4 protein-coding genes are annotated in these 4,176 nt (G+C 69.9%); 1 reads left to right on the top strand and 3 read right to left on the bottom strand.

Features of this window, described 5'->3' with window-relative positions; genetic code table 11:
* The 3 genes from AC3XYG_RS20485 to AC3XYG_RS20475 all read right to left on the bottom strand — a co-directional run.
* A partial coding sequence (locus AC3XYG_RS20485; RefSeq protein ID WP_489141718.1) for a hypothetical protein occupies positions 1-470 on the bottom strand: 470 nt, incomplete at its 3' end.
* A 314-nt stretch (positions 471-784) separates the two neighbouring features.
* Positions 785-2,527 carry a M14 family zinc carboxypeptidase gene (locus tag AC3XYG_RS20480; RefSeq protein ID WP_489141717.1) on the bottom strand — a complete coding sequence of 581 codons (1,743 nt, stop codon included), beginning with the start codon at positions 2,525-2,527 and terminating at the stop codon, positions 785-787.
* A 78-nt stretch (positions 2,528-2,605) separates the two neighbouring features.
* The gene (locus tag AC3XYG_RS20475; RefSeq protein WP_489141716.1) at positions 2,606-3,220 is read right to left on the bottom strand and encodes a TetR/AcrR family transcriptional regulator; all 615 of its coding nucleotides are present in this window, start codon (positions 3,218-3,220) and stop codon (positions 2,606-2,608) included.
* 98 nt (positions 3,221-3,318) lie between these two features.
* Between AC3XYG_RS20475 and AC3XYG_RS20470 the strand changes: the two genes are divergently transcribed.
* Positions 3,319-4,059 (top strand): SDR family NAD(P)-dependent oxidoreductase, encoded by a 741-nt coding sequence (locus AC3XYG_RS20470; protein ID WP_489141715.1) that lies wholly within the window; start codon positions 3,319-3,321, stop codon positions 4,057-4,059.
* Positions 4,060-4,176: the final 117 nt, after the last annotated feature.

Below are 4,176 nucleotides of genomic sequence, written 5' to 3'. Positions count from 1 at the left end.
TCCGGCGGCACGACGCCCATCCTCTCCAGGGTCTTGTCCGCCGCTTCCAGCCAGCGCTTCACCCGTGGCGGATATCCCCAATACCGGGACAGCGTCTCCACCGCGATCTCTGCCGGGGTGACCTCCACCAGCTCCGCGATCTCCGGCCGCTCCAGCCTCTCGCGGATCTCGTCGGCGCGGCGGCTGGAGCCTTCGTCGGGCTCCAGCGTGTCATAGGGCGCCATCATCACGGCGAACTTCACCCGCTGGACATGGTGCTGCCGCCGGGCTGCCTCCCGCTTCGCCATCGCTTGGCGCCGCTCGGCACGCTGGCCGGCAAACTTGTCCTCCAGCAGCAGGGTCAGGCGCAGCGATTTGTTGAGCACGGCAACCCGGGCGCAGTAGTCGATTCCGGGCTGCGGCGTCTCCACCGCTTCGGTCCGGGTCGCCTCCATCACCTCCATCTGGATCTCGGCCGCCCGCGCCAGCATCCGGGCATGCCGCGCCGACCGCTCCTCTGCGGGAGCGGCCGGGGCCTCTGTCTGATGGGATTGCGCCTTGTCCATGGAACAAAGAATGAACAAGGGTGGCGGATAATACTACTGCGATCGTCGGTTTCGAAGGTCACCAACGTGTCGCCTCTCCCGCAAGCGAGACCTTTTCAGAATGCATCGCCGTGAGTGATGCGAGGCTCAGGCCGAATATTATTGAGTCCCCCTCCCCTTGCGGGAGGGGGGCAAGAAAAAGACGGGCCCGATCTATTCTGAAAAATCTCGCAGGCGGGAGAGGCAACACAAAGCGTACCTCAGGCCACCGCGGCCACGTGATGCGCCGCCGCGGCCAGGGCCGTTTCCATCTGCACGGGGTGGCCGAGGATGAAATGGTCGTCGTAGATCGTCTCGTCCGGATATTCGGTGATCAGGGTCAGCGGCACGCGGCTGCGTTCGTCCGGCGCGATCATGCAGGGGATGCCGTTGACCAGGGTGAAGGGCCGGGCCGTGGCGTGGGCGCCATAGGCGGCGAGCTGCATCCGGTTCAGCTCCAGCAGCGGTTCGATCCGCGCCAGCCGGCGCGTCACCGCCTCCATCAGCGCCATGCCCCGGTCCGCCCAATCCGGATGATGGCGCAGGATCAGGAAGAAGCCCTTCGGGATCGTCCACATCTCGAAGCCGCGCGGCAGATAGCCGGTGAAGGGCCGGGTCCATTCGTGCGCGGGATAGCCGTGCAGGTTGATGTGCAGCTGCGCGCCGGTGCGCGCGACCGCCTCCTGCCGCGCCGCACGCTCATACGGCTCGCCGGCGCTGCGGTATTCCAGATCGTCACCCAGGGCGGTGTAGCGGGCGGCATGGTGCAGGTGGCGCGGATGGTCCCGGCACAGGCGCTGGTGCAGGGCGTAGCCATCCGGGTTCTCCAGCGGGATCAGCGCGAGATGCGTCGCCGGGTCCTGCAGCAGGATCCGCGCGGCGCGCAGGGCACCGACCACGCCGGTGGTCTCGTTGGCGTGCTGGCCGCCGGTCAGCAGCACCGCCGGGCGCGGGCCCGGGCGGATCAGGCCCGGCACCGCCCGCCCCTGGCGCGACCGGGCCAGGATCGGCAGGCCGCCGAATTCCGCCAACTCGCGATGCGCCTGGGCGATCGGGATCGGCGCGGCGGCTGTCTCCAAAGCCTGCTCCGGCCAATCGCCAGCCTCGTCGGCGAGGTCCCCGAACGGCACGGTCTCGACCCGCACCCGCGGATTCCCCGCCGCAGCCCGGATCTCCGGCACGATCTGGCCCGGCTGCAGCTCGCGGTCGCCGACCGGGCGGCCGGAATGGCGCTGGAACACCTCCAGCAGCGAGAAATAGAGGTCCTCGTGCAGCGCCTCGGGCAGGCTGACGGCCTCCTCATCGAACGGCAGCACGCGCTCGAACGGCGGCACCTCGACGATGATCGACAGCCGCTCGAAATAGGGTTCGGCCCGGCCCCAGGGATGGGCCTGGATCGTGTCGACCGCGACATGGAACAGGGTCTCGACCTCGGTCTCGATCCGCTGGTCGATGTCGGGCTGGCCGTCGGGCCGGCCGCTGACGCGCAGCCAGCCGGTCGGCGACAGCAGGGGGGCGCCGAGATGGTCCGTCGCCAGATGGTTGGGCGCGAACACCTCCGCATCGAGCACCCGGCCGTCGCGATAGATCAGTGCCAGGCGGTAGTAAAGCTCGGCATCACCGGGCTCGAAGCGGACATCGATGCCGTCCAGCAGCGGCGCCAGCGGATAGGCCTCCAGCAGGAAGCGGTCGGGGATCGCGGCCGGATGGACGGGATGGCGGATCACCACCGCCACCAGCCCCGTCGTGTCGATCTCCTCCAGCATCGCATGCAGCAGCGGCTTGTAGGCGCTGCGCAGCCGGGCCGAGACGCCGGCCGAAGCCAGTTCCGTCTCGGCGTCTCGGCGTGCCGTCTCATCCTCGAACAGCCAGGCCTCCACCACTGCGCCGGCATGGTCCTGCGACAGGTCGCGGACCAGCGTGTCCAGGGTGCGCGGCACGGCGCGGTCGAGCAGCACGGTCATGACAGGGGATTCCTGGTGTGGTCAGACGAGGCGCAGCGCGCAGGAAGGCGACTCGGAGCTTACCCCAGCCGATGCGGATCAGTCGCGCGGCGCGACCACCGCATCCCAGCCGGCCATGGCGCCGTCGACGACGCGGTGCAGCGCCGGACAATCGGCACCATTGCGGGCCTGGATGGTCAGCCCGTTCAGCACGGTGGAGTAGAACTCCGCCGCCGCCCGGGTGTCGGCGCCGGCCGGCACGTCGCCCTCCGCCACGCCGCGGTCCAGCCGCGCCTTGAGGCGGGCGACCGATTGCCGGCAGGACTCAAGCAGGTAGCCGCGCACCTCCGGGCTGGCCGGGATGCCGACGGCGGAGGCCAGCACGATCATGCAGCCGGGTGGCCGGCCGGGCGCGACATAGGCGGTGGCGTTGTCGCGCAGCATCGCCTCCACCGCCCGGCGCGCCGTCGGCTCGCTCTCCAGCGAGCGGGCCGTGGTGCCGCCCTCACCCGCCTCGTACAGCGCCAGCGCCTCGCGGAACAGGGCCTCCTTGCTGCCGAAGGAGGCATAGAGGCTGGGTGAGTTGATGCCCATCGCCGCCGTCAGATCGGTCATGGCCGTGCCCTCGTAGCCGCGCGCCCAGAACAGCTCCATCGCCCGGTGCAGGGCGGCGGCCCGGTCGAACCCGCGGGGACGGCCCCGTTCGGCCATCATCGGCTCCATTCTGTGTCACCCAATACATAATCACTGGACAGCCGGCCGCAAGCCGGATACCGATTTATGTATCAATTAACACATAAATGGAGAGTTTCATGTCGGCACTGTCCGGAAAGGTCGCCCTGGTCACCGGCGGCAGCCGCGGCATCGGCGCCGCGATCGCGGAACGGCTGGCGCAGGATGGCGCCGATGTGGCGCTGACCTACGGTGCCTCGCCCGACAAGGCGCAGGCGGTGGTCGGGCGGATCGAGGCGGCCGGCCGGCGCGGCCTGGCGATCGCGGCAAATGCCACGGACGGCAAGGCGGTGCAGGCGTCGGTGGAGCGGACAGTGGCCGAGCTCGGGCGAATCGACATCCTGGTCAACAATGCCGGTGTCTTCCCTTATGGCCCGATCGAGGAGGTCAGCGAGGACGAGCTGGACCGCGTCCTGGCGATCCATGTCCGCTCCAGCTTCCTCGCAGCACAGGCGGCGGCGCGGCATCTGGGCAAGGGCGGGCGGATCATCTCGATCGGCTCCTGCCTCGCCGATTATGCCTGCTGGCCGAACATGACGCTCTACGTCATGACCAAGGCGGCGCTGACCGGGCTGACCCGCGGACTGGCGCGCGACCTGGGCCCGCGCGGCATCACCGCCAACATCATCCAGCCCGGCCCGACCGACACCGACATGAATCCGGCGGACGGGCCGAACGCCGACGGCCAGCGCCCGGGCATCGCCCTGGGGCATTACGGCGAGGCGTCCGACATCGCCGCCATGGTCGCCCATCTCGCCGGCGAAGGCGGCCGCTGGGTCACCGGCGCCTCGATCGCCGTGGACGGCGGTACGAACGCCTGAGCGCGTCCGCCGCGTGAGGTGCCCGGCTACTGCGCCGGCACCTCGACCGGCCGGCGGCGGCCCAGGGTCACCTGGGCCAGGATGAAGGAGATGATGGCGCAGCCGGCGATGCCGACC

The sequence above is a fragment of the Inquilinus sp. genome (assembly GCF_057815775.1).
Note: the sequence above shows the minus strand (reverse complement) of the source record. Positions and strands in the feature narration are given on the sequence as shown.